The organism is Marinobacter sp. MBR-99 (genome assembly GCF_040547575.1).
Taxonomy (GTDB): domain Bacteria; phylum Pseudomonadota; class Gammaproteobacteria; order Pseudomonadales; family Oleiphilaceae; genus Marinobacter.
Genome location: NZ_JBEPPY010000014.1, coordinates 35,662 through 60,875, shown reverse-complemented (window position 1 = coordinate 60,875; position 25,214 = coordinate 35,662). Strand labels below are relative to the sequence as shown.

The 25,214-nt window shown below is 54.8% G+C and carries 24 protein-coding genes; 15 read left to right on the top strand and 9 right to left on the bottom strand.

The genetic code is table 11. The annotated features are described in order from the left end of the window. Positions 1 to 85: 85 nt before the first annotated feature. Complete coding sequence (locus tag ABIE59_RS13170) at positions 86 to 1,108, bottom strand: helix-turn-helix transcriptional regulator (protein WP_354447556.1); 1,023 nt, start codon at positions 1,106 to 1,108, stop codon at positions 86 to 88. A gap of 192 nt (positions 1,109 to 1,300) precedes the next feature. Here ABIE59_RS13170 and ABIE59_RS13165 point away from each other — a divergent pair, with 192 nt between their 5' ends. Next, positions 1,301 to 1,960, top strand: a complete 660-nt coding sequence (locus ABIE59_RS13165) for a class I SAM-dependent methyltransferase (RefSeq protein WP_354447554.1) — start codon at positions 1,301 to 1,303, stop codon at positions 1,958 to 1,960. Here the strand turns inward: ABIE59_RS13165 and ABIE59_RS13160 are convergent. The 5 genes from ABIE59_RS13160 to ABIE59_RS13140 form a co-directional block, all read right to left on the bottom strand. Beyond that, positions 1,957 to 2,979, bottom strand: a complete 1,023-nt coding sequence (locus ABIE59_RS13160) for a PA2778 family cysteine peptidase (RefSeq protein ID WP_354447552.1) — start codon at positions 2,977 to 2,979, stop codon at positions 1,957 to 1,959. The two genes, ABIE59_RS13165 and ABIE59_RS13160, sit on opposite strands and share 4 nt — an antisense overlap. Then, the gene (locus tag ABIE59_RS13155; protein ID WP_228704057.1) at positions 2,976 to 3,335 is read right to left on the bottom strand and encodes a PA2779 family protein; all 360 of its coding nucleotides are present in this window, start codon (positions 3,333 to 3,335) and stop codon (positions 2,976 to 2,978) included. The genes ABIE59_RS13160 and ABIE59_RS13155 overlap by 4 nt, the downstream gene beginning before the upstream one ends. A 135-nt stretch (positions 3,336 to 3,470) precedes the next feature. After that, positions 3,471 to 4,943, bottom strand: a complete 1,473-nt coding sequence (locus ABIE59_RS13150; protein WP_354447550.1) for a phospholipase D family protein — start codon at positions 4,941 to 4,943, stop codon at positions 3,471 to 3,473. Between the two features lie 10 nt (positions 4,944 to 4,953). Then, positions 4,954 to 5,697, bottom strand: coding sequence for a glutamine amidotransferase (locus ABIE59_RS13145; protein WP_354447548.1), 744 nt, complete (start codon positions 5,695 to 5,697; stop codon positions 4,954 to 4,956). 15 nt (positions 5,698 to 5,712) lie between these two features. Then, positions 5,713 to 6,441: a YebC/PmpR family DNA-binding transcriptional regulator gene (locus ABIE59_RS13140; RefSeq protein ID WP_058091693.1), complete on the bottom strand. Its 729-nt coding sequence runs from the start codon at positions 6,439 to 6,441 to the stop codon at positions 5,713 to 5,715. Between the two features lie 182 nt (positions 6,442 to 6,623). Between ABIE59_RS13140 and ABIE59_RS13135 the strand changes: the two genes are divergently transcribed. Beyond that, positions 6,624 to 7,046 (top strand): tetratricopeptide repeat protein, encoded by a 423-nt coding sequence (locus tag ABIE59_RS13135; protein WP_354447546.1) that lies wholly within the window; start codon positions 6,624 to 6,626, stop codon positions 7,044 to 7,046. Between the two features lie 25 nt (positions 7,047 to 7,071). On the opposite strand, the gene ABIE59_RS13130 is transcribed toward ABIE59_RS13135, so the two are convergent. Next, entirely contained in the window at positions 7,072 to 7,872 is an 801-nt protein-coding gene (locus ABIE59_RS13130) for an oxygen-binding di-iron domain-containing protein (protein ID WP_106693643.1), read from the bottom strand. Positions 7,873 to 8,059: 187 nt separating this feature from the next. Continuing rightward, positions 8,060 to 8,488 carry an SRPBCC family protein gene (locus tag ABIE59_RS13125; protein WP_058091690.1) on the bottom strand — a complete coding sequence of 143 codons (429 nt, stop codon included), beginning with the start codon at positions 8,486 to 8,488 and terminating at the stop codon, positions 8,060 to 8,062. Positions 8,489 to 8,656: 168 nt separating this feature from the next. Between ABIE59_RS13125 and ABIE59_RS13120 the strand changes: the two genes are divergently transcribed. The 13 genes from ABIE59_RS13120 (at position 8,657) to ABIE59_RS13060 (ending at position 23,779) form a co-directional block, all read left to right on the top strand. After that, positions 8,657 to 10,789 carry a type VI secretion system Vgr family protein gene (locus ABIE59_RS13120; protein WP_354447543.1) on the top strand — a complete coding sequence of 711 codons (2,133 nt, stop codon included), beginning with the start codon at positions 8,657 to 8,659 and terminating at the stop codon, positions 10,787 to 10,789. Further along, complete coding sequence (locus ABIE59_RS13115) at positions 10,786 to 11,412, top strand: DUF4123 domain-containing protein (protein WP_023011534.1); 627 nt, start codon at positions 10,786 to 10,788, stop codon at positions 11,410 to 11,412. Before ABIE59_RS13120 ends, ABIE59_RS13115 begins: the two co-directional genes overlap by 4 nt. After that, the gene (locus ABIE59_RS13110; RefSeq protein ID WP_023011533.1) at positions 11,409 to 14,066 is read left to right on the top strand and encodes a toxin VasX; all 2,658 of its coding nucleotides are present in this window, start codon (positions 11,409 to 11,411) and stop codon (positions 14,064 to 14,066) included. Before ABIE59_RS13115 ends, ABIE59_RS13110 begins: the two co-directional genes overlap by 4 nt. Further along, entirely contained in the window at positions 14,063 to 15,085 is a 1,023-nt protein-coding gene (locus ABIE59_RS13105) for a hypothetical protein (protein WP_023011532.1), read from the top strand. The genes ABIE59_RS13110 and ABIE59_RS13105 overlap by 4 nt, the downstream gene beginning before the upstream one ends. A 316-nt stretch (positions 15,086 to 15,401) precedes the next feature. Continuing rightward, positions 15,402 to 16,418 carry a DUF6708 domain-containing protein gene (locus tag ABIE59_RS13100; RefSeq protein WP_354447540.1) on the top strand — a complete coding sequence of 339 codons (1,017 nt, stop codon included), beginning with the start codon at positions 15,402 to 15,404 and terminating at the stop codon, positions 16,416 to 16,418. A 318-nt stretch (positions 16,419 to 16,736) separates the two neighbouring features. Beyond that, on the top strand, positions 16,737 to 17,723 hold the full coding sequence (locus tag ABIE59_RS13095; RefSeq protein ID WP_354447538.1) for a DUF6708 domain-containing protein: 987 nt from the start codon (positions 16,737 to 16,739) through the stop codon (positions 17,721 to 17,723). 73 nt (positions 17,724 to 17,796) lie between these two features. Beyond that, positions 17,797 to 18,789, top strand: coding sequence for a formylglycine-generating enzyme family protein (locus ABIE59_RS13090; RefSeq protein ID WP_354447536.1), 993 nt, complete (start codon positions 17,797 to 17,799; stop codon positions 18,787 to 18,789). A 120-nt stretch (positions 18,790 to 18,909) separates the two neighbouring features. Beyond that, positions 18,910 to 19,413 (top strand): hypothetical protein, encoded by a 504-nt coding sequence (locus tag ABIE59_RS13085; protein WP_354447534.1) that lies wholly within the window; start codon positions 18,910 to 18,912, stop codon positions 19,411 to 19,413. A gap of 153 nt (positions 19,414 to 19,566) precedes the next feature. After that, positions 19,567 to 21,108: an IS21-like element ISSpu5 family transposase gene (istA, locus tag ABIE59_RS13080; RefSeq protein WP_011783372.1), complete on the top strand. Its 1,542-nt coding sequence runs from the start codon at positions 19,567 to 19,569 to the stop codon at positions 21,106 to 21,108. A gap of 11 nt (positions 21,109 to 21,119) precedes the next feature. Further along, entirely contained in the window at positions 21,120 to 21,875 is a 756-nt protein-coding gene (istB, locus tag ABIE59_RS13075) for an IS21-like element ISSpu5 family helper ATPase IstB (RefSeq protein ID WP_219496319.1), read from the top strand. 70 nt (positions 21,876 to 21,945) lie between these two features. Then, entirely contained in the window at positions 21,946 to 22,356 is a 411-nt protein-coding gene (locus tag ABIE59_RS13070) for a hypothetical protein (protein ID WP_354447531.1), read from the top strand. An 86-nt stretch (positions 22,357 to 22,442) separates the two neighbouring features. Continuing rightward, positions 22,443 to 23,141, top strand: a complete 699-nt coding sequence (locus ABIE59_RS13065) for a DUF3592 domain-containing protein (protein WP_354447529.1) — start codon at positions 22,443 to 22,445, stop codon at positions 23,139 to 23,141. Beyond that, on the top strand, positions 23,102 to 23,779 hold the full coding sequence (locus ABIE59_RS13060) for a DUF3592 domain-containing protein (protein WP_354447527.1): 678 nt from the start codon (positions 23,102 to 23,104) through the stop codon (positions 23,777 to 23,779). Before ABIE59_RS13065 ends, ABIE59_RS13060 begins: the two co-directional genes overlap by 40 nt. 88 nt (positions 23,780 to 23,867) lie before the next feature. Here ABIE59_RS13060 and ABIE59_RS13055 read toward each other — a convergent pair whose 3' ends face one another. Next, positions 23,868 to 25,193 (bottom strand): S8 family peptidase, encoded by a 1,326-nt coding sequence (locus tag ABIE59_RS13055; RefSeq protein WP_354447525.1) that lies wholly within the window; start codon positions 25,191 to 25,193, stop codon positions 23,868 to 23,870. Between the last annotated feature and the right edge of the window lie 21 nt (positions 25,194 to 25,214).

Here is a 25,214-nt window from a genome sequence, read left to right as displayed (position 1 = left end):
CCCGGCAGGGTTTTTGTCCAAAACGGAGAAGAGGGGAGGGATTGCCTAAAGCGTGAACAGCATCAACCTAATAGCTGAACCCTGTTCACTTTTTTTTGCGGGCCTTGCGACGAACGTCGCCGGGCGTATTGCCGGTCCATGACCGGTACGCTTTGGTAAAGCCGGCTTGGTCACTGAAGCCCAGTTTTTCCGCAATCGATTCCAGTGGCACATTGGTGTCTTTCAGGTACAGCGTGGCAAAGCTTTCCCGGATGTCGTTTCTCAGTTCGCGAAACGAGGTGCCTGCGCTGGCCAGGTGTTGCCTGAGTGTCCTGGGGCTGATGTCCAGGCGCCGGGCAATGTTTTCAGTGGTGCAGGGGCGGCCTGGCTGGCTCATGATCAGTTCCCGTACCTGCATGACCGTTTCGTCGGCCTCCAGGGTTTGCTGATTGCGGTCGTGGCGGGTGCGGGCCACCAGGAATTCCAGGCTGGCGTCGTCTTTCCGGATCGGTAGTCCATTGAGCGGCATGGTGACCTGGCTTACGTTGGCATCGAATTCAAACTCGCAGCCTGGCGCCAGCCGTTTCCAGTCCTCTTCGGGTATGACATTGGGGAAGTCGAACTGGAAGTTGAAATGGCTGCACACCTGGCTGGATACCCGGTGAATGCTACCCATGTAAATTTTGGTCAGGCAGGGGCGAAGGTTCCCAAGCCCCCATGTATCTATCAGCCGGATTCGAAAGGTAGAGCCGGTGGAAGCCAGTTCCATATCCATCAACGGCAGCCCCACCCGGAGATACTGCACGATCATGCTGATCAACCGCCTCGGATTCTCCTGGCCAAGTACCGCGAACCCCAGCAGCCCATGGCTTGGGAGATCCAGTTGCTGGCCGAACTCGAAGGCGGCTCGTTCATCGGTCATTAACCAGTCCGCTTTGCCGAGCACCGCCAGAACCTGGTTCATCGACAGGCTGGCCTCCGGACTTTCGAGCATGTCTTCAGTAACGCCGGTATCCTCAAGAATGGTGTGGCGCTTTACGCCCCGGCTTTCCATGAACCGGATGAACCGGTAAGCATAGCGGGCCGACACAATTGGCACTTCCAGGGCAAGACTGTTCAACGTATCCATGTTTTGTCTCTGGGCCGGATTACCCCGGCGTTTCGTCATAAACCATACAGTTGTTATTATTCATGCCTATTACAGGCTGCTTCAGGCGCCAGTATAGGCACCGTAAGGGAGTGGCTTTCCGGCAGCTGGTCACAAACTGGTTTCATGGCCGGATATGACAATGAAACTTTCGACAGGTTGGGAATTGCCAAAATGGTAGAGGGTGATGGCGGCCGGCTCCTGTGCCCGGTGTGTGAATCGGGCACTTTGCAGCCGTTTCGCACGGTTATGGAAAAACGCTACCTGCGCTGTGGGCAATGCCTGGCAACGGTTATGGCCCCTGAGTGTCACCTGACGGCAGATGAGGAGCGCGCCATATACGCGCTGCATAACAATGACACCGGGGACGCCGGCTATCGCCGGTTTCTGTCGAAGCTGTCAGAGCCCCTGTTGGCGAAGCTGGCTGATGGTGCCCGGGGACTGGATTTCGGCTGCGGGCCGGGGCCGGCGCTTACGGACATGATGCGGGAGGCGGGTTTTGACATGGCGCTGTACGATCCGTTCTTCCACCCTGCCACGTCGGCCCTCGAGCAGCAGTACGATTTCATTACCTGTACCGAGGTGGTAGAGCACCTGTACCGCCCTGCTGAGGTGTTCAGGCAACTGGATTCGTTGCTCAAGCCGGGGGGCTGGCTGGGGATTATGACGTGTTTCCAGACCGATGATGATCGGTTTGATCATTGGCACTATCGGCGCGACCCAACTCACGTGGTGTTTTACCGGGAACAGACGTTCGCCTGGCTGGCTGACCGCTACGGTTGGCAGTATGAAGTGCCTCGTAAAGACGTGGTACTGATTCGCAAGCCGGGCTAGCGCTCTATCGTGTCAGCGGGGCAATCCGGTATCGGTGGGCAGGAGCTTCGGCTGCCTCCGGTTGTGCCTTTTGGCAGCTCAGGTGCCTGGCCAAAACGTTCCGGGTTCAGGTTGGCCGCGCAGGCCAGAGCCTTGCTGGCCTGCTCCGGGCAAGACCGGGCGCTGAGGGCATAAGCCAGGTTATTCCAACCCTCCGAGAATCCGGGGAATCGGTTAACGGCGCGCAGGAAGTGTGATGCGGCGCCCTCGGCATTGCCCTGGTCGTACGCCAGGTTACCCTGGGCCATGATCGGTGCGGGTTGGTCTGGCCACTGCTGTTCGGCGGCCTGGTAGGCTTGCTGAGCGGCCCGGGTGTGGCCGGTACTTTCCAGATCGTGGGCCGCTCGCAGGTAGGGCAGGGTTTCCGCTGTTGCGGGCAGTGTGTCTGGCGGCAGAACGACCACCGCCCAACGGTCGGCCCGGTTCCAGGTGGCGTGAAACACTTTGTAGGGCATCCGGTAATGGCGCCGGGTGTCTGTGTTCAGAATCAGGACTTCCTCTTCACTGTCGTAGCCCACCACTACCGCAAAGTGCCACTGTGGCCACCAATTGAACCTCAGATTCTGCATGATCAGAACGGGGTTGCCTGCATTCACCTCGCCAAGCACTGCCTCAAGGTTGGGCTTCAGTGGATACACCACCATGTCGTGGGAGCGGGCGCCGGCGACCATTTCAACTTGTAGTGACCCCTGACGGCCGGGCAGGTAAACCAGTTCTTTCAGGATCTCCGGGTCCGTTGCCAGGCCCTGGGTGTTCAGCATGGTTGCCAATGAGGCCGGCCCACACTGGTACTTTTCCTGGGGGTAGAAAGGGACGTGATCCAGCAACGCCTGGTCCAGCGTTGTGCTGTCCTGTTGCGCAGGGGCTGCAGTCTCTGGCCAGGGCGGTGTACTGGCACAGCCTGCCAGCAGGATCAGCCCCAGAAGGGCTGCAAACCTGCCGGCAAAGCCGGACTTGTTGATGGGGGCGGAAGGTGTCACCGAATGCAATTGATGAAGGAGAACAGGTTCGTGGCACACAGCATGTCGGTGATGATGAATACCAGAAGGAACAGCACGATAACGCCGACAACGCCTTCCCCGGCGGGGGCCTCAGCCAGTTGTTGCTCGAAGTCTGCCAGCTCGGCCGGTGTCAGGTTCTGGATACGTTCGGCAACCTGAGCTTCGCTGACACCCATCTGCGCCAGTTTGTCCTGCACGTTCTGGTCATCGAGCATGTCCAGCAGTTGCTGGCGGTCAAGGTCGGTCTGTTGCTGCTGAATCAGCTCGCCCGTGCCCACCATGCCGGCATGGGCCGAGACGGAGAAGGTGGTTGCGAACGACATCAAGATGACCATGATCAGGGAAAGCTGTTTCATGTGACGTCTCAGGCTGTTCATATCAGACTCCTTGGTTCTTGGGTTATCGAAAAACCTTAGATGGGAATGTGTACTGATTCAACATACAAAACGTTCACGCTTTCATGCTAAAGCTCAGAATGTGGAGAGTCCCGTGGCTTCCATAACCCTGTATTGCCAGTACTTCAGCCTCGAGTGATCGGCCCAAGCTGAATAGGGCAGGCTCAGGGCCTGTTCGTTGTCTGGGCCGTGTGTCCAGTAGTCGTCAAAGAAGGCGTTGGCCTTCTGCGCGACAGGGTCATCCTGTTGTACGGCCAGCCACACGTTGGATTCCAGGTTCAGGTCATCCAGATTACGACGGGTAAAGTTGGCGGAGCCCAGCAGCAGTTCGATTTGCTCATTCTGCCCACGGTAGATGACAAGTTTGCTGTGGCACTGCTCGCCCCGGGTGTTGCACCAGCGCACCGGAATGCCGGCCTCGTGCAGCTCACGGGCAACAGGTCGGTTTGGAATGCCGTTCTTCTCGTGGCCAAAGGCATCCTTGTTGGCATCCAGCAGCAGGCGGATCTCGACGCCCCTGCGCTGTGCTTCCAGCAGCCCGTCGATGATCGGGCGGTGCGACAGATAGAACATGGCCATGTCTAACTGCTCCCCCGGCTGGCTTCGATTGATCATATCCAGAGCGGCGTCCCGGATGGCGGACTCGGTAAGAAGCTTGATGGTGCCCTGTGAAGGGTCGGGCAGCTGGCTGTCTTGAGTCATCCGTTCCAGCCAGTGCTCGAGTGTGCTGCTGTCGGCACCGGACATCCGGATAACAGCCTGTTCGCTTCGGATGACATCCAGAACCGCGGGGCCACTGAAGGCCAGCCCGATATTGCTATGCCGGCTGCTGCCATTGTGGGGGTTTGCAGAGGTGACAACCGCCCGGAACCGGTCGCCTTCGTCGGCCACCAGAAGCTTCCGGTGGTTGGCTTTGAAATTCGGTAGCGCCAGATAGCTTCGGATGGTGGCGGGTTGGTTGCCAAGGGCATTGGGCAGCCAGCCACCATCCGGGTTGTTGCCCAGCCACCGGCAACACAATCGCCATAGGGATGACCAGGCCGGGTTGCTGTCGCGCAGCGGTTCCAGATCCGTGACAACAACCTCAACGCCAGCGGCAGACAGGGTATCAAAGTGAGGTGAGTGGGTGCCCCCGTAAAAGGTGTTCAAGGGGTCTGAAATCAGAACAATATCCATGTCTGGTTGAGCATTCTTTCGCTCAAGCAAAGCCTGGGTGAGCTGTTCGGCCAGGGGGCGAAGGTGGATGTCCTCGGGGCCGGTACTGTTGAACAGGAACATGTCCAGCAAGATGAAGGTTTCTGCCTGTTCGATCAGGCGGAAGATTTCGTCGAATATCTCATGATCCAGCGTTGACTGCCCATCACTGAAATGGCGGGTGGTGTCTGTCAGCAGTTCAGCGTCTTCCAGTGGTGCGGCATCGCCCTGATAACGAATGCCGGGCGGCAGCGGCTTGAAGGAATGCCAGAGGCCAAGGCCGATCAGGCTGAGCAGGACAACGCCGACAATGAACTTGAGGATCATGGTGGGTTCGTTCCATCGAATGGGCATGGGTGCTGGTTCAGTGCTGCTGTTTGATCACCCAGTCGGCGAAAAGCCGGAGCAATTGGCTGGCCGTGGGTGCTGGCTGAACGGAACTCAGCAAGGCGTTTGCGTCCAGGCCTTCGGTCTCAAGATCAGGGTACTGGACTTCCAGGTAGGCTTTCATGATCTGTTCGTTGAACTCCGGGTGGAACTGAACGCCCCAGGCATTCTTGCCAACCCGGAAGGCTTGATGGGGTTCAAAGGTGGAGCGGCCCAAAAGCACAGCGCCCGGAGGCAGTTCTATTACCGACTGTTTGTGAGTCAGCTGGGCCGGGAACTGTTTCGGCAGCTGGCTGAACAGTGGGTCGTCCTGGGCGCTGTCAAACAGGGTTACCGCCTGGGTGCCGGTCTCCCGGCCGTCTGGGTGATAATCCACTTTGCCGCCAAGCGCGTGGGCCAATAATTGATGCCCATAACACACGCCCAGAAGCGGAACGCCCGCTTCAACCGCTTGCCGAACCCACGCTGCCGTCGTTTCACTCCAGGCCGTACGCTCGCTCACCATCGCCGGTGAACCAGTAATGACGATGCCTTGCCAGTCGCCAGGTTGCCCAGGCGGCGGTGCTTGAGTGACGTCTGCAATCGTGAGTTCTAAATGGCTGGAAAGCGCCCGCGAAAACCAGGCATCAAAGTCCCCGAACTGATCCCTGATCTGCGGGTAGGTAGACCCGGTTTTCAGAATCACCACGCGGGCTTTGTGGGGTGTTTGTGTTCCAGCCATAGCCAGCTCCAACTCTTATGACTCTTCCGGGAGTTCCGCGTTGTGGAACACGTTCTGAACGTCGTCCAGATCGTTCAGCATGTCGAGGAACTTCTCGAACATCGGAATATCGTCGCCTTCCACCACGGTGGTGGTTTTGGGCAGGAACTGGATTTCGTCAACATCAAACTCGATGCCTTCAAACGCCGATTCCAGGGCCTGTTTGGCCTTTGCGTATTCGGTGTTGGGGGCAAAGACAGTGATCTTGCCATCTTCGTTTTCGATGTCTGTCACATCGACATCGGCTTCCATCAGTGCTTCCAGAACGGCCTCTTCATCCTGGCCGGAAAAGGCGAAAATGGCGCAATGGTCAAACATGTGTGCCACAACACCAGGGGTGCCGATTTTGCACTTGGTCTTGGTGAAGGCCAGGCGCACATCGCCGAAAGTGCGGTTGGGGTTGTCGGTCAGGCAGTCGACAATCACCATGCAGTTGCCGGGGCCGTAACCCTCATAACGAGCCGGGGAGTAATCTTCGCCCGCGCCACCCTTGGCTTTGTCGATGGCTTTTTCAATCACGTGTGCGGGAACCTGGTCTTTCTTTGCCCGCTCAATGAGCCCGCGAAGCGACAGGTTGGCCTGGGGATCTGTGCCGCCAGACTTGGCGCTCATGTAGATTTCCCGGCCGTACTTGCTGTAGACCTTGGTTTTTGCCGCGGCCGTCTTGGCCATGGATTCTTTGCGGTTCTGGTAGGCTCTGCCCATCTGTGGTGCCTCTTGGGTTTTCTGTAAAAGGTCGGATTTTACTCAACTAGCGGCCTGGGTGACAGCCTATTTTGCCGGCTGGCGGTTCGAAGGTACCAGTTGAATGATGCTTTGGTAGCGGCGACGTGGTGGGCACCGGCTGTTAGCGTGTCATGGTGTATCAGTCTCGGTGGAGTTTCGCTATGAACGTTGTCCGGCCAACGGTTTTACTGGTCATTGCCATGGCTTTGGCACCCGTTACGGGGATCAGTGCCCAGGAAAATGATGAACAAACCCGCATAGCCCGGGATATGGTCAAGGCGTTGCAGGCCTATGCGGTATACAAAATGGGGCAATATGACGAAGCGTTTGACCGTTACTGCGAGCTGGCTGAGCGAGGCAACAGCCAGGGTATGCTGAATGTGGCCAACATGTATGCCGCCGGTCTCGGAACCGAGAAGAACCTGGAAAAGGCGTTCGAGTGGTATCTGGAAGCCGCGGAAGCTGGCGATGCCATCGGCATGGAGGAAGTGGCCAGTGCCTATCGCCAGGGCCTGGGTGTGCCCAGAGACGAAAATCTGGCCGATGAATGGCTGGCACGAGCACAGGCTGCGCGCCAGCCGTGATTCACGGAACCATAAACCGAGCGAATCAGACGTATTCCACCGGCTGTCGGTAGTTATCCTGTGAAACCAGATCAATCCCGCAGTCCATCTCGCTGACCCAGTTCAGGAAGCGGTCGACCATCACCGGCCCCTCGAAACGCTTGCCGTGCTGGGGCACGATCATGGCCACATCCATGCCGCGAACCATATTGGCCCAAAGGCCGCACACCTTCTTGGAGGCGATGTAGCGCCGATGGAAACCGATCATGTTGGGGATGTGCTTGTCGAAATCCTTGACCGGTTCGTGGTCATCTTCACTGCCCATAGAGGCGCCAAGATCACCTGAGAACAGGATCTTGGAGACCGGATCATAGAACTGGAGGTTGCCCACGGAGTGCATGAAGTGCGCAGGCAGGCACTGAAGGTAGCTGTCACCGAACCGGACGTTAGCGCCGCCATCAGGAATGCTGACGATGCGGTCGTAAACGCTTCCGCTGAGCTGATTGGTGACATAGCTGGACACCAGGTGTGGAAGGAATCTGGCCCACAGCTTGGAAGTCACAATCTTGGCGCGGGTGTGAACAATCCAGCGATCGATGGCGCCGATGATGTCTGGGTCCTGGTGAGACGCAAAAACATAATCCATGTCGCGGATGTTCATATACTTCGAGGCGGCTACGGACAGTGGTGTGTAAGTGAGGTCTCCACCGGGATCAATCAGGGCTTCATGTTTGCCATCGACAACCAGGAACTGGTTCGACTGGACGCCTTCGCCAGTCACCAGTGAATCAAACATCAGGCACTTGTGGTGTCCGTTGTCGAAAAGCACAATCGGTTCAGCCGCCATTTCGCTCTCCCGCAGAGGATTGGTTGTGCCATCAGGAAGCCCGTTAGGCCCCTGATGGCCGGATATTGCAAGTTGCGCGGGAGGTTACAGAATTGACAAATGTGAAGTGTTGCCTCAGGTCAATTATCTGATATTCATCAAGTAACGGTTTGTCACGCCGGCTGCCCGGGCCGGGGCCCTTATGGCATCAGGCCAGCTTGGGGACCCGCTTGATTCCTCGGCGCAGGCCCTGCTCCAGAGCGACGCTGACCACTTTCCCGGAAAACGGCACTATGTCTTCAAAGGTGATGGTGTAGTTCAGCTGGGTTTGGCCATCCGGGGTCTCCGAAAAGCGAATCCTGCCAAGATGGTTCTTGATCGGGCTCATGCTGGTGATGGCGTACTCAATCAGCGTATCGGGCTCGAAGTTCAGTACGGTTTCCTCCAGAGAGAGGGGGCCGATGCCGATCTTGCGCACAGAGCCAAGGCCGTTCGGGTCTGCCTGGTCACTGTCTTTGATCCGTTTGACCGGTGCGCCAAGCATTTTTCCGAAACGCTGGTGATCTGCAAACAGGGCGAATACCTTTTTGCGAGGGACATTAAAAGTCTCATTGATTTCAATGGTGTACATAGCCATGGTCGCTCTCTTGTTGTAGGCATTGGGACAAGAGTAACCGTTCACAGAGTTCAACAAAAGTCGCAGATGTGGGCAGATGCAAGGTTGGCCTTACAATCCACACTGGTTATACTCATGCACGCTCAGGACGAGTAAGCAGTTCATCATTAATCTTCAGGGACCGAAGTCATGCCCCAGGCAAGCGGATTGCAGTTCACCGCCCGTGTAGGCGAATTCCCCTCAGATCACTTCGTTGTCGTCAGCTTCGCGCTGACCGAAAGCCTTTCCCAGCTGTTTCAGGGTCGAGTGCATTTGGCCAGTACTGACCCGGACGTGCAGGCGGCGGATATCCTGGAACAACCGGTGGACCTGGTGGTGTGGCAAGACGGCCAACCCCTGCGGCGTTTCACCGGCGTGGTCAATGAATTCGTCCGCGGCAACACCGGCCACCGCCGTACCGCCTACGAAGTGGTGATCCAGCCCCCGGCCTGGCGCCTGGGCCTGATGCACAACAGCCGCATCTTCCAGACCCAGACCACCGATGCCATCGTGCGCACCCTGCTCGAAGAGCGGGGCATCATTGATACGATCTTTGACTTCAAGCGCCCCCCGGAAGAACGGGAATACTGCGTCCAGCACCGGGAAAGCGACCTGCAGTTCATCAACCGCCTGGCCGCCGAAGAAGGCTGGCACTACCGTTACCAGCACGGCAGCGTGGATGGCGAAGAGCAACCAGCGTTAATCATCGCCGACCACCACGGCGACGCCCCCAAACTGGACCCGGTGCCCTGCAACACCCAGGCCGGTGGCAGCAGCAAACAAGCCTGCGTGTTCAGCTTCGCCTACGAAGAGCGCATCAAAGCCGCTTCCGTGGCCATGAAGGACTACACCTTCAAGAACCCTGCCTACGCCCTGATGCACGAACAAAGCGCCGGCAGCCCGAACCACCGCGAAGATTATCAACACTACGATTACCCCGGCCGTTACAAAGCCGATGCTAGTGGCCAGCCCTTCACACAGGCCAGACTGGATGCCCTGAGAAACGACGCCTCTCTGGCCAAGGGCGAAAGCAACCGCCCGGACTTTACCCCCGGCGCCAAAGTGGAACTGCAGGACCACGACAGCCAGAGCCTGAACCGGGAATGGCTGCTGACCGCCATCACCCACACCGGCAAACAGCCCCAGGCCATGGAAGAAGAGGGCGGCAGCGAACCCACCAGCTACCACAACGACTTCACCGCCATCCCGGCCGACAAAACCTGGCGGCCTCTGTGTGAACATAAACCCATGATGGACGGCCCCCAGATGGCCATCGTCACCGGCCCCGAGGGTGAAGAGATCCACTGCGACCAGTACGGCCGGGTGAAAGTAAGATTCCCGTGGGACCGCTACTCCAAGAACGACGAACACTCCAGTGCCTGGCTGCGTGTGGCCCAAGGTTGGGCTGGCGGCCAATACGGCTTTATGGCCCTGCCCAGAATCGGCAATGAAGTAATCGTTTCCTTCCTGGATGGCGACCCGGACCAGCCCATCATCACTGGAAGAACCTACCACGCCACCAACACACCGCCGTACGCGCTGCCGGAACACAAAACCCGGACCACCCTGAAGACCAAAACCCACAAGGGTGAGGGCAGCAACGAGCTACGCTTTGAAGACGAAGCGGGCGAAGAGCAGATCTACGTGCACGCCCAGAAAGACCTGGACCTGCTGACGGAAAACAACCGCACCGAAGTCATCAGGAACGACAGCCACCTGACGGTGGAAAACAACCGCTTCAGCCATACCAAAGGCAACCGCCACCACACCACAGATGGCGAACATCGCGAGAGCATCGGCGCCGACTACAGTCTCACCGTAAACGGCAGCCACCACAGCAAGCAGGGCAAAAACCAGCTGGTGGAAGCCGGCACCGAAATCCACCACAAGGCTGGTATGAAAATTGTGATTGAGGCGGGTGCCGAGGTGACACTTAAAGCGGGTGGCAGCTTTGTGAAGGTAGACCCGAGTGGGGTGACGGTGTCTGGGCCTCTGGTGCGGATGAACTCCGGGGGTGGGCCGGGGAGTGGCAGTGGGGTTGGGGTCACGGGGCCGTTGTTGCCAAATGCATTAACACCTGATGGCTCGATTAGCTCAACAGGGCCCCAAATATCTGATACCGGAGGTCGGCCAGACATTGAGGCTCTGTCGTTAAGGGTGGATGAGGTTAGGCCGATTGAGGCAGACCTGAAGCAGGCCGCGAGCTTTAGAAATGCCGCAAGAAAGGAAGAAGTTTTCTCGGAGGTCTGCTCTGTAAGGTCTGATAAGGAGGCGCTTTCATGATGCTTCAAACCTCAACGATTAGCGAAAGCCTTCAGCCCTTACCACCGGCCGAGCATATGTTCTTGGTTTTTGACGGCGCATGTTCTAAGCATGGGCTGCGAAGCTGGTATGAATTGGGGTTAGATGTATGCCCTCTCATGGTATTGAAGGATGGTGTATATGATGGTGTGTCTGCTTTGGGGCCGATGATTGCGGATCTGAGAGCTAGCACTGTTCTTAAGGCGTTATGGGAAAACAATCATCCCATAATGAGAAGAGCAGCGGTGTATCACACATCTTATGATGAGATGGGTTTATTGGATTTTCTGAGGGCACGAGTGCAAGTGATTATGCCCGGAGAGTTGTTGGCTTGGTTGAGGCTCGGTGATGCCAGGGTAGTTTCAAGATTGGCTGAGGCTGACGGTCATTTCCCTCCGCAATTCTGGTCGGGTGTTGGCTCTATTTTTTTCCAATCTGAAACAGCATCGATCACAAGATACCAACCAACACGGGCCTCGGAGGACAATGCTTCGGATGAGCCGGCGCTCCTCTCACAAAAAGTGGTGCCTCACTTCCATTTCGGCTCAGATCTATTATCTGCACTGGGTTCGTCAAACGATCTAAAACACAGGGAAGTGTTATGACTTATTGTGCAACCTGTCCGCTAATGACAGCTTTTGTGCCCCTTCGATACGCCATTGGTCCTTTGAACTATGAAGGCGATTTGCTAGCTGGATTGGAGTTACCTGACCTGCCAGATCTATTTCCCAACTTTGAGCGGTATACGCGTCTTCAGGATCGAATGCTTGGATTGGTTCCTCGTTTGTTGAGAGACGGCTGGTTATATGTGTGGAGCAGCTATGACGATCGCTTGATCGAGTACTCGGTGACGAACTCCCATATTCAGGAAACGAGCCGGGGCGGAGAGGTTATTGATTCCAGAACGTCGGTTTTTTTAGCGCTTCCCTCGGGAGAGCCGGTCGATATTGCCTGGAGCGAAAACCAGTGGTCTGATGCTCATTTTGATATGATTGTGAATGAGTCTGATCAGCGCGAGAAATTCATGAGGAGAATGGTCCCGGGAAGTGCGCCGCACTGTCAGGGGCTTGATGAACAGACGTTTTATAGCCTGCCGGAAGTCGCTAATATCGAAGACTTCGATTGGTCAGGGTTAACGCCAACGATTCCGCATTGGCCTCAAATCGAACGTGCCACGAGGAGGTTTGATCAGCGGATAATGGGGGTTGTTGATGACCCTTGGGGCGTGACAGAGGATCTGGCCGCTTTGGTTCGGCTCGCCCACGACAATCAGGAGCGGTTGCGAGCTCGGTTCGGTGGGGAGTGGAGCCTTGCCAAGACAATCAGGGATCTATACGAGACGGACAGTCAGCTTGAGGCAAAGCTTCCTGAGCTCGTTGAGCTGCCCAAATTGCAGAGGGCCTGGCGTGAGTCAGATTCGTCTCAATCCCATTTTGAAGAAGTTGTTGGAGGGCTGCTCGATTCCTGGATTCGGTGGATGGAGACGCTCGAATGTGCAAACGGTCCTGAAACACTGGCAAGTTCTTGTGAGAGCCTTGATCTTACCCGAGAAGACCACCACACCATTTTGCAAGAAAAATTTGGTCTTGCTCTGTTAGGCCCATCTTACTTCAGCAAAGGCGCTGGTGCGATTGGTCGTCTGGCCGACATACAGGGCGAGGGTGCCCAGTGGTTCTGGAATGCGCTGCTTGGGGTAAGAGAGCGCCTGTCCCTCGGAGAAATCGAGAAGCTCGTTGAAGTCGGAGATATGGCGAACGACTCCATAGAAGATCTTTCGAAAACGGCAACAGCGCTTGTTGCCGCGATTAATTCCAAGATTTCCGGTCTTGTCGCTAGAGCGCCGACGCCTCCGACACAATTATTATTCAATGCTGTTTCGCCTGTCGCTGCGGTCGAGTTGAGAGGGTTTCCAAACCGAATATCACTTTTAGGAAGCGGGTTCCTGGTTTCGGGGCTAGCTCGAACTGGCCAGACATTGGCGGTGGAGAGCGTGAGTGCTGTTCAGTCTAATCAATGGTTGAGTGAGTCGGCAAAAAATGGCGGAAACTCAGTGTCGCCTCTCAGCCCTCCGGTTGCCGATGCGCGTAAAGTGCCCGTGATCAGGGCAGTATCTGCAAATGCTGGACAGTATTTCAAAGGGAATCCTTATGGACTGGCGGACGCTTTAGAAAAGGCACCGTTGCGTTCGGTTCTGGTTGTTTTGACTGGAATGAACATGGTGTCTGCAATCTCAGATTTTTATACTGATCCTGATAAAGATGTCGGAGGTTTTGCAAAGGCTGCTGGTAGTGTCACAGGGTTCGTAGCAGCGGCTTTATCTCTAGAGCACAAGATGTCTGAGCTTAATTGGAAAGAAGGATTATCCCGTTCAGCTAACCCAGACGCGTATAGCCACGGGGTGGGGGCGTTTGCTGCCGCGTTCACTGCGGTCACTGCGGCTTTTGATATAGTTGTTTTTGGCACTCAAGCGATCGAGTCATACCGTGCGGGGGATTTTGATACGGCTGCAGTTGAAGTCAGTTTGATGGGAGTGTCATCAGGACAACTGGCGCTGAGTGTCAGAGCCTTCAGGGCATATCGTGAGGCAAGGGCGGCGGCACTGGGATTGCAAGTTGCATCTTCAATTCGAGGTTTGTCCAGATTGGGTGGCTACTACACAGCGTTGTCAGTAGGCTTAACTGCATCTTTAATTGGAGGGTTAGTAGCCCGTCACTACTTGCAGAATACTCCGCTCGAGCGCTGGCTTGCAAATACCCGATTTGGCGTGAAGCCCGCTGGGTGGGCCGGGAACTATCGAGATGAGATGGAGCGATTGTACACGGCTATTTTTCCTATCAAACTCAGGTTGGAGAGGGTTCGGAGGTTTAATCCGCATACGGGAATCCATATGCAGGATTGTTGGTTGATTCTTGAGCTTCCGGGGCAAAGCGCCTTGGGCCCTGAAACGATTTACTTTTCAGGAGATGAGTTGAGGAACGGCGTTGGTTACCGGTCTTTGGCGTGGGTAGAGCAGCAATTGCGATCGGTATTTGATGCGGAGGAAAGAGAGCAGATACTTCAGCCAAAGCGAACACCTGTGACTTGGTCTGGCTCTGATTTCACTCGTCATGAAGGGACAAGAATTCATAATGCCGCAGCCACAGCAACATACAGAAAGATTTATGACGATGATGACCAGATCTTTGGGCTTCAGGGTGAGCTGATATATCGTCCCCAACCCGGTCTGGAAATGCCTCCGGTAAAGGTTGATATCTGGTGATTGAAAACGCGAAAAAGCTATTTGACGCGGTAGCTAGTAAATTCGGGACATCATCGAATGTACTGTTACTGAATGGCAAATCAAGTAGTGGCTACGCACCGTCGCAGCCAGGTCTTGTAGAGTCACAGGATTGCGTGTTTCTTTCTTTACGAACAGGCAGTGCAGAAAGCAAAGGCATTCTAACTGGCGTGGGTTTTTTCGTGGGTGCAGTTGGGATACTTCTTGTTTTGCTGCCCAATCTGTTTGGAGCGCCTTATAGCTCCAATCTAGATTGGTGGGTTTTCTTACTCTCAGTTTTAGTTATTTTCGGTCCTGCAATATGGGAGATAAACCGCCCACCATCACTGCCGATAGTTTTTAATCGGCGTACTCAGGAGATTTATTACGACCTTAAGGGTGAACTCTACCATGCAGAATGGAGCGACATAGAGGCTGTTGCCTACGAATACCAAGTGATCAATCAGTATTCAGGTTCCATTGTTCATGGAAATTTGGAAATCATTCTTAAGAAATTTGGTGCCCCTGACGACCGGATAGCGCTGAACTTATCAGGGGTTCCAGCGGGCAAGCGCCTGCGAACCGTGGTCGGTATCTGGGAATATCTAAGATGTTATATGACGATTGGCCCGTGGTTTGACGAGAATGGCAATAGGACCGAGTTTAAGAGTTTATTCATAGACAAAAGCTTGAAGTCTGGCGAACTTTCCTTTTTTGACCTTGTACTTGAGTCAAGAAGAACACTGGGGCAAGAACGTAAAGAGGGCCATGGTGTTTCTGGAACCGCCTTTCTTTCTTGGTTGACTTCTTACATGCTCTTTCTGCCAGCATTCGGAATGGAATGTATACAGAAGATTGATAGAAAAAAAGCCCGACATCGTTGGCCGGAAGTTGTGCAAGAGCGCTTAGATCCAAACGGCCCAACAACCCGCCTGATCGATATCGAAGAAGACTACATGGTACAAAAACAGCAAGAGCTGGATGAGCTTCACGAACGGATGCGTAAAACTCTGCCAAGGTGATTTTTTATCAACAATGTCGGTCTTTTAAAGTTGAGGGAAAGCGTTATTTACGACCTCTGGCGCGGGTAGAGCAGCAATTGCGATCTGTATTTGATGCGGAGGAAAGAGAGCAGGTACTTCAGCCAAATCGGACACCTGTGACTTGGACTGGCGCTGATTTCACCCTTCATGAAGGGACAAGAGTTCATAATGCCGTAGCCACAGCAACATATAGAAAGGTTTATGAGGATGATGACCAGATCTTCGGGCTTCAGGGGGAACTGATATATCGCCCACAACCTGGTCTAGAAATGCCTCCAGTAAAGGTTGATATTTGGTGATTGAAGACGCGAAAAAGCTTCTAGATGTGGTGGTGAAGAAGATCGGAGGGGAGGACAATGCTCTGTTGTTGAACGGGGGGGCAAGTAGCGGGTTTTTGCCATCTCACCCAGGCGTAATAGAGTCACAGGATAGTGTGTGCCTGACATTGCGAACCGCTAGCTCCGAAGCAAAGGGAACGCTCACCGGCTTCGGATTCCTTATTGGTGGGTATGGAATTATTCTTTTCCTTTTTATTGTTTTTTTTGGCGGGGGCGCAAGTGGAAATTGGTGGATTTTATTTATATCAATTTTGATAATCATCATTCCGATGGCATGGGAAATGAGTCGCCCCCCATCACTACCGATCGTCTTTAATCGACGGACTCAAGAAGTCTATTACGACATGAAGGGCGACTTGTACTATGCAACTTGGGATGGCATTGAGGCCGTTGCCTATGAATACAGTATCGTGAATCAATATTCGGGATCAATCGTCCATGGTAATCTGGAAATTATTCTCCGGAAATTTGGAGCTCCCAATAACCGAATAGTACTGAACCTATCAGGCGTTCCCGCGGGAAAACGAATGCCTACGTTGGTGGGTATTTGGGAGTATTTGAGGTGTTTCATGATCATCGGCCCTTGGTTTGATGAGAATGGTAGAAGAACCGAAAACAGAAATTCCTTCATCGAAAAGGGCTTGGCGTCCAGTGCTGTCTCATCTCTTGACCAGTTGCTCGAAGGTAGAAAACTTCTCAGTAAAGAAAGGCAAGAGGGAGAGGGTATTTCTGGGACTGCAATTATTTATTGGTTTGGTTCATATTTCTTCTTTCCTGTTGCCTTTGGTGAGTTTTGCATACAAAAAATCGACAGGACCAGAAGCCTGAAGCACTGGCCAGACGTGGTACAGGAACGCCTGGGTCCTAACGGCCCAACATCCCGACTGATCGATATCGAAGAAGACTACATGGTACAAAAACAGCAAGAACTGGAAGAGCTTCACGAGCGGATGCGGAAAACTCTGCCAAGGTAGTTCTTCTATCAACAAAGTCGATCGTTTGAAGCTGAAAAGTGAAGCAGTTAATTGGTATTTGGGGTGGGTCGATCAGCAAATGAGAACGGTCTTTGATGAAGAAGAAAGAGAACGGATACTTCAACCAAAGCGGAACCCTGTGACTTGGTCTGGTACAGATTTCATCTCTCATGAGGGCACGCGAGTTTATAACACCGCAGCCACGGCAACTTGCAGAAGAGTTTGTCATGATGATGACCAGATCTTTGGGCTTCAGGGGGAACTGATATATCGCCCACAACCTGGTTTGGAAATGCCTCCGGTAAAGGTTGGTATCTGGTGATTGAAAACGCGAAAAAGCTATTTGACGCGGTAGCTAGTAAATTTGGGACATCATCGAATGTGCTGTTACTGAATGGCAAATCAAGTAGTGGCTACGCACCGTCGCAGCCAGGTCTTGTAGAGTCGCAGGATTGCGTGTTTCTTTCTTTACGAACAGGCAGTGCAGAAAGCAAAGGTATTCTAACTGGCGTGGGTTTTTTCGTGGGTGCAGTTGGGATACTTCTTGTTTTGCTGCCCAATCTGTTTGGAGCGCCTTATAGCTCCAATCTAGATTGGTGGGTTTTCTTACTCTCAGTTTTAGTCATTTTCGGTCCTGCAATATGGGAGATAAACCGCCCACCATCACTGCCGATAGTTTTTAATCGGCGTACTCAGGAGATTTATTACGACCTTAAGGGTGAACTCTACCATGCAGAATGGAGCGACATAGAGGCTGTTGCCTACGAATACCAAGTGATCAATCAGTATTCAGGTTCCATTGTTCATGGAAATCTGGAAATCATTCTTAAGAAATTTGGTACCCCCGACGACCGGATAGCGCTGAACTTATCAGGGGTTCCAGCGGGCAAGCGCCTGCGAACCGTGGTCGGTATCTGGGAATATCTAAGATGTTATATGACGATTGGCCCGTGGTTTGACGAGAATGGCAATAGGACCGAGTTTAAGAGTTTATTCATAGACAAAAGCTTGAAGTCTGGCGAACTTTCCTTTTTTGACCTTGTACTTGAGTCAAGAAGAACACTGGGGCAAGAGCGTCAAGAGGGCCATGGTGTTTCTGGAGCCGCCTTTCTTTCTTGGTTGACTTCTTACATGCTCTTTCTGCCAGCATTCGGAATGGAATGCATACAGAAGATTGATAGAAAAAAAGCCCGACATCGTTGGCCGGACGTTGTGCAAAGAGCGCTTAGATCCAAACGGCCCTACAACCCGCCTGATCGATATCGAAGAAGAGTACATGGTACAAAAACAGCAAGAGCTGGATGATCTTCATGAGCGGATGCGTAAAACCCTGCCAAGGTAGTTCTTCTATCAACAAAATGGATATCTCTGAGTCGGCATGCTTGGACCAGAAGGAAAGTTTGATGACAGGGAAGCAAAAACTTTGGGAATAAGGCTTGTCAGCACGATGCTCAGCTTTGCATTAGTCTCCGGTTGTTCATCACCGGAGGCGCCCTCAGAAGTTAAGATTGAAGCGGTGCTCAACAGCGCCAGAAGCAATCTTGTTTTTGTCGAAGGCGGCGAGTTTTGGCTGGGAGATGTTGGAAACGAATCGGGAGTGCCTTTTAATCCAATCTCCGATGACAACAAGCCGCCAAAACTGGTGGAGGTGGAGAGCTTTTCAATTCTCAAGACAGAAGTTACTTGGGGTGAGTTCGTGACGTTTCTGAAGGATGTGGGGCGAGCAGGCGACTATACCATCGAAAAGGGCTTCAAACGCGCTGTGAGGTTGCCAATAACAGCGAACAATGATCCTGCATCTCCGAACTACAAGTACAAGCCTGCACGTAGCCCTAATTTTCAGGAGGCCGAAAACTACTGTCTTTGGCTGGCTGAGAAAACCGGTCTCTCATATTCGTTGCCATCTGAGGCTCAGTGGGAATACGCAGCAAGAAATCGGGGGCAACCGATCGCATTCGCCACAGACACGGGACAAGTGGAAGTAGACAAATATCTTCAGCGTCCATCTCGGTATGTTGACCCGATGGAGCCGGTTTCGGGGAACGTGCTGATACATTCATCTAATCAGGTAGAGCGTCGCCCGGTCGGGTCCTATCCGCCAAGTCCTCTCGGGTTATATGATATGACAGGTAATGTTGCTGAATGGACGAGAGATTGGTTTCACCCTGGTTACGCCCATCTTGCTTCAACTGCCCCAGTGGCACAGAAACCGAATAGCGAACATATAGATAAACGGGTTGTGCGAGATCTGGCTGGCCATGGTGATCATACTGGTGGCTTGGCAACCGTATACGCCCGAAACGGTCGGGGGATGGACTCTCCCTATCAGGGATTTCGTTGCGTGGTAAATAAGCCGGAACCTATTAACTGACCATTACAAGGAAACTCCTCCACATCGCTAAGTGGGGCCTCACTGACTGGGTATCGTATTTGTGAGGGCAAAGGAAGCACGGGAAACTTTTAGTGGAGCAAAACAGGGACGTTACTATTAATGCATTATATTTCAGCCTTTCTCCTCTTACCCTCAACGCTCGTTCTTCTCAGCTATGTGACGACGACACTGGCCGGCGGTTCAGGGTATTCTCTTCTGGAAATCGAGAACGGGATTCTGAACATCGGGTTTCTGATTGTCTTCTTTGTGAGCAGCTTGGCCGGATGGTTGACCGTCGTTTTCAATGTGCCTTTTCGAGATGGAGATCGTATCACTGTCTTGGGTAAAGGCTTGCTGATTGGGCTTCTGGCCTGGCCTTTCGTATTTGTCACCCTTTTTTTCGAAGGTAGGATTGTTCTCGCAAGTTGCTTGCTAATAGGTTGGTTCGGTCTAGCTTTTCAGCTACTTCCCGCGCTGAGTTCAGAATGGAATCGCCGGTTGCCGATGTTTGGCGCTCTTGCCGCTGCACTTGCAATCCCGGTTCTCGTCAACCCGGCCGTGTGGACCAGCTCCAAATCGACTCCGATTCCCGAGGTGCGTATTCCAGACCAAGGTTGCCACTGATTCCAGACGAAGCCTGCCCCCCATTCCACGCGAAAGCTGCCACTGATTCCACGGCAAAGCTGCCACCCTGGCAGGCTGCCTGATTCCCCCATCAAAACGTCCGGCGCGGGATAACTAACGGTACTCTGCTCCTTTTCATCCGGAGAGGGCCAGATGCCAGCGAAGAGGTTATCCATGCGTAAAATCAAAGAAGTCCTTCGCCTCAAGTGGGAGCGAGGGCTTAGCAACCGACAGGTTGCCGCAGCCTGCGGCATCAGTCGCCCCACTGTGAGCGAGTATCTGCGGCGTGCTGCTGAGGCGGAGCTTGGCTGGCCGCTGCCAGAGGATCTGAGTGAAGCCCAGCTGGAGCAACGGCTGTTCCCGCCACCACCGGATCTACCGGCACAGGTCCGAGGCATTCCAGACTGGCAGCGGATCCACGATGAGCTCCGGGGCAAGAACGTCACCCTGTTCCTGCTCTGGCAGGAGTACCGGGAAGCCAATCCGGATGGCTACCAGTACAGCTGGTTCTGCGAGCACTACCGGGCCTGGCAGGGCAAGCTGGATCTGGTGATGCGTCAGGACCACCGAGCCGGTGAAAAGCTGTTCGTGGACTATGCTGGGCACACGGTGCCCGTCATTGATCGCACCACCGGTGAGATCCATGAGGCGCAAGTCTTTGTGGCGGTGATGGGTGCGTCCAATTACACCTACGCCGAGGCCACCTGGAGCCAGACCCTGCCGGACTGGATCGGCTCTCACATCCGGACTTTCGAGTTCTTGGGCGGCGTGCCGGAACTGGTGGTTCCGGATAACCTCCGTTCCGGCGTCAGCAAGGCCCATCGCTACGAGCCGGATCTCAATCCGACCTATCAGGATATGGCTAGCCATTATGGCGTGGCCGTTGTCCCCACACGGGTTCGCAAGCCCCGTGACAAGGCCAAGGTGGAAGGTGGCGTATTGATCGTTGAGCGCTGGATCCTGGCGGCCCTGCGCCACCGTCAGCACTTCTCCCTGGGGCAGCTCAACGCCACCATCCGTGAGCTGTTGGAGAAGCTCAATAGCCGCCCCTTCCGCAAGTTGCCCGGGTGCCGGCTTGATCACTTCAAACAGCTGGACCAGCCGGTTCTACAACCGCTACCCGCCGAGCCGTATGTCTACGCCGAGTGGAAAAAAGCCCGGGTACACATCGACTACCACGTGGCCATCGATGGGCATTACTACTCGGTGCCCTACACCCTGATCAAGAAAGAGGTGGAGGTCCGGATCACCCACAACACCATCGAATGCTTCCACCGAGGCAACCGGATCGCCAGCCACCGGCGTTCGGATCAGAAGGGTCGGCATAGCACCATCGCCGCTCACATGCCGGAGTCCCATCGCCAAGCCGGCGAGTGGACCCCAGAGCGACTGACCGCCTGGGCAGCCAAGACTGGACCGGCAACTGAAAAGCTTATCCGTACCGCGCTGGGGGCAAGAAAGCATCCGCAACAGGCCTATCGGTCCTGTCTGGGCATTCTCCGGCTGGGCCAGAGCTACGGCGAGGCACGATTAGAACGTGCCTGCCAACGCGCCCTGATGCTGGGCAGTTGCCGATACAAGAGCATCGAATCCATCCTCAAGCACCGCCTGGATGAGCAGCCCCTGGAAGAGCAACAAGAACTGGCCTTACCTGACACACACGACAACATCCGCGGCCCTGCCTACTACCACTGAAGGAATCTGACATGTTGAAACATCCCACACTGGATAAGCTCCACGCCCTCAAACTGACCGGCATGGCCGCCGCCCTGGAGGATCAGTCGGCCACCCCCGACATCACCGATCTGAGCTTCGAGGAGCGCCTCGGGCTGCTGGTCGACCGGGAAATGACGGAACGGGACAACCGGCGCATGAGCAGCCGGCTACGCCGGGCCAAACTGCGACACGCCGCCATCCTCGAAGACATTGATTACCGGAACTCACGCGGCCTGGATAAAGGGCTTATCCAGGGCCTAGCCAGCTGCCAGTGGGTGAAGGAACACCTGAACGCGCTGATCACCGGTCCCACCGGGGTCGGGAAAACCTGGCTGGCCTGTGCTCTGGCACACAAAGCCTGCCGGGAGGGGTACACCGCCCAGTACGTCCGCCTGACCCGGCTGCTACGAGAGCTGACCATCGCCAAGGGCGATGGCCAATACTCAAAGCTCCTGACCAGCCTGGCCAAGGTCGACGTGCTGATCCTGGATGACTGGGGGCTGATGAAGCTGAGCGCGGAGAACCGGCGGGACTTGCTGGAGGTGCTGGAAGACCGACATGGCCGGCGCTCCACCATCGCCACTAGCCAATTACCCATCGAGGAATGGCACGGCGTCATCGGTGACGCCACTCTGGCAGATGCCATCCTGGACCGGCTCGTACACAACGCCTACAAGATCAATCTGCGGGGCGAATCCATGCGAAAACAGCAGGCAAAGTTGACGGGCACTGAGACTTCGGAGTAAGAAGAGAAACCCCGCGTCGCTACGCTCCGATGGGTGGCAGCCTTGCTCCGGTCCGGGTGGCAGGCTTCACGTGGAATGGGTGGCAACCTTCAGCGGTTTACGCACCGAGGCTCATTGGGGTGTCTATTACCCAGACTATGCAGTGGAACAGGGAGCAAATTTTGTAGCCCACTATCAGGATCATGAGAGGCGCTTCAACAAACCTGCACGGGTAATTATTTCCAAAACGGGGATGTTCATGGTTAACGTCCTGGGCCGCCCGCTTTCTAACACATTCAACCATTGTGGGGTTGGAGATCGGTTCCACGTATTTGCCAGTAGTTTCGTGGATGGATGTGGTTCGGATAAAGCAGATATTTCAGGACATACCCTTGAAATTGAGTTTTACGCACCGGGCAAGCTGCGTTGCGTTAACTGCCGTGAGTTCGGTAAGCCAGAACATTGGATGTGGATCGAATCTCTGAAGGATTTCTACGATTAGTCTAATCGTGCGAAAGAAGCGGGTCAGGATGCTTGATTCAATCCGATGTTCAACATAGTCGACAATGAGTTTCAAGGAACGAAAAAATGAAAACCCTGAAAATCCTCAAGTACACCTTCACTGTCATCGGCGTAGCCATGCTGTTTGGCGCCTTTGCCAGTTACAACAGCACCTCCGCGTTCATCGACCGGGCGACCGAAACCAGCGGGATAGTGACTGAGCTTGTATATTCCCGCTCCAGCGATTCCACCAGCTACTATCCGGTCGTGGCATTTCAGGATGCCAGTGGCCGAGAGATTGAGTTTCAGTCCCGTTCCGGTTCAAACCCTCCCTCCTTCAGGCGCGGTGAGCGGGTTTCTGTGCTGTATGAGCCCTCGGCGCCGGAGAATGCGCAGATCAACAGCTTCTTTTCCCTGTGGGGGATGTCGTTGATCGTTGGTGGGCTGGGCCTGGTGTTTACGTTGGTCGGTGGCGGGATGGTGCTGTTTGGTGTTCTGAAGGGGCGATCAAAAGCCTACCTGGAACAGCATGGCACCGAAGTGCTCGCAAAGTTTGCGTCGGTTGAGCAGAACACCAGCCTCACGGTTAACGGCCGCAACCCATTCCGCATTGTCTGCCAGTGGCAACACCCGCAAACCGGGGAGCTACATGTGTTTCGAAGCGACAACCTGTGGTTTGATCCCAGCGACCACATTCACCAGGAGACCGTGCCGGTTCTGGTGGATGAATCCAACCTCAAACGTTATTGGGTGAATACGTCATTTCTGCCCAAGTTAGCCGGTTAGTTTTTTCGATCCTGGCGGAGACCAACATGCGGAGAAAAGGCACTACTGACTGGCCGCTTCTAAGGGCAGCAGTCAAAGATAATCTTGATATCTTCTTCATGATGCTGGGCATGGGGCTCGTTTGCGGAGTTGTTGGGGGAGGCGTTTTCTATCTTGGCTTTGGCGAATGGGGCGCCATGATCTTCGGAGCCTTTTTCGCGCTGATCGGTTTGGCCTTGTTCGTTTTCTCATTTGTCGCCACGTACTCAAGCATCGGCTATTACTACGAACAGGCCCTGTTGCGTAAACACGGTGTGGAAGTAGATGGCATTCTGACCAGAAAAGAGGCGGACTGCCAGTTTCATCAGGAGTATGACAAATACAACCGGCCATTGGGCGAGGGACACTACCAGTGCAATCTGTTGGTTGAGTTTGATTTTCAGTTTAACGGCAAAAATTGCAGTGGCGCTTTTTATCTGAATAAGGCTGAGCTATTCGACAAGCTTAAGGAAGGGGATCCGATGCCACTGAAAGTGCTGAGGCTTGACCCTTCCGTTCATACGGTTCGTGAGCGGCGCCTCGCGAATATGCTTAAGGGCCGGGAGCCACAGACGCCGTCTCTGATTCCGGAAGGGGCAGAGATCAGCCAGTTGGCGTAGGTGTACTGTCGCTATACTGGTGGACCCTGCTCATCGCACAAAACTAAAGTAACGCCCGCCAGCCAAAGTAGCTGGCGGGCTTTCTACCTCAAGGGTTCACATTCACCAGCAAATTCGGTGACCCGTTCAGGTTGGTCAGCTGGTTCTGGCTTGCCTGGTTGCGGAGCGTCTGGGCAACCTGTTCCGGTGTCAGCCCTGGGTTCAGGCTGAGCAGCAACGCGGCGGCTCCTGCCACGTGGGGAGAGGCCATAGAGGTGCCGCTGATGGTGTTAAAGGCGGTGTCGCCGGTGTGCCATGCGGCGGTGATGTCGGTGCCTGGCGCCATGATGTCCACGCAGGAACCGTGATTGGAGAAACTGCTGCGACGGTCCTGATTGTCGGTAGAACCTACGGTCACGGCTTCTGCTACACGGTTGGGCGAACCGCTGCAGGCATCGGCGTTGCTGTTACCCGCAGCGACCACCACCGGAATGCCGGAGGCGACGACTTCACGAACAGCGTTGTCCAGTGCTGCTGAATTGCCACCGCCCAGGGACATGTTGGCAACCGCCGGCTTCTCGGCGTTCTCTACCATCCAGTCCAGCGCTTCGATAATGGCACTGGTGGCGCCGGAACCGCTGCAGCCAAGCACGCGCAGGCCGATCACCTGGCTTTCCTTGGCGACACCGAACAGTGAACCGGTTGCGGTAGAGGCAACATGGGTACCGTGGCCGTTACAGTCTTCGGCAGAGTAGGTTGAGATGGTGTCCTCGTCGCCGAAGGAAATCAGCCCGCCCAACAACAGATCGATGATTCCGCCAATCAGCGGCACGCCGCCCAGGCCGCTGTCATCGTGGAAGTTCACGCCGCTGGCCCGGCCCTGAAAGTCGGCATGGGTGGTTCGGATGCCGGTATCCAGAACATAAACGTTGACACCCTGCCCGGCAACGGTGGGGTAGGTAAACTGGGTGTCCAGGGGCAGGGTGGTCTGGTCAATCCGGTCCAGTCCCCAGGTGGCATCCTGTTGGGTTTGCGTGGAGGACGTTGTCATCCAGGTGTCCGGCTCCACTGCGAGGACTCCGGGCAGGGCGGGCAGCAGGTCGGCCTGGCTTTGGGTGAGCTGCACCGTTGCACCGGTCATCACGTTCTCATATAGAAACAGAATGTTCCCGCCGCCAACGGCTGTTAATAGCGCCTGGATACCGGCAGACAGATCACCACCAACGCCCAGAAGCGAGGGCAGGGTTGGGTCGACAGTCACTATGTAGCGTTGGGCAATGGTGTTTTCTGTGCTGGCTGTTGTGCTGGTGGATTCCGTTGTTGAAGATGTCCCGAGCAGTCCTGAGGGAAGGCTGGCATGGGTGTGCAACGGTGCGGTAGAGAGAACGATCGCGGCGGCAAGTGCGCAGGGACCGGAGTTCAGAGAAAAACGCATGGTAGCTCCTTTGGTGACTTT